The 561-nt window shown below is 61.3% G+C and carries 1 protein-coding gene; it reads right to left on the bottom strand.

What is annotated here, in order from left to right; all coding sequences use genetic code 11:
• Window positions 1–35: 35 nt before the first annotated feature.
• On the bottom strand, window positions 36–561 hold a 526-nt coding region (locus MKP05_RS21515; RefSeq protein WP_240570166.1), incomplete at its 5' end, for a molybdopterin-binding domain-containing protein.

Genomic DNA, 561 nt, shown 5'->3' on the forward strand with positions numbered 1-561 from the left:
CTGCATCTGGCCGCCGATGGCAGTCTGTTTGCCTTTCACCGCACCACCGGGCTGGAGACCACCTTCGGGTGCAGCGGGTTAGTGCCAAGCGGGGTTTCCATCGGCTCGTAGTGCTCCGGGAACGGCCCTTCCGCCAGTTTATCGAGCGCAAACAGGCGACCCAGCCCCTCCTGCTGCATGATAAACGGCCCGGTGTTGCTCCCTGGCGGCGCGGTATTGAAGTCCGGAATATCATTCCCGACCCACTTGCTGCCGTTCCACTGGATCAGCATCCGCTTCGCATCCCAGGGCTTGCCGTTGATATCGGCCGAAGCGCGGTTGTACAGCACCCGACGATTGAGCGGCCACGCCCAGGCCCATCCCAGCGTATTGCCCAGGCCCGAAGGATCGGCGTTATCACGATTCGCCATCTGGTTACCCTGCTCGGTCCAGCTGCCGGTATAGATCCAGCAAGACGACGCGGTGCTGCCGTCATCGCGCAGCAGCGCGAAGCTATTAAGCAGTTGGCCTTTTTTCGCCAGCAAAGTGCCATTTTGATCGTAGAGATCCGCCAGCGCGTAG

This window comes from Halomonas flagellata (assembly GCF_022487945.1).
Classification (GTDB): domain Bacteria; phylum Pseudomonadota; class Gammaproteobacteria; order Pseudomonadales; family Halomonadaceae; genus Halomonas; species Halomonas flagellata.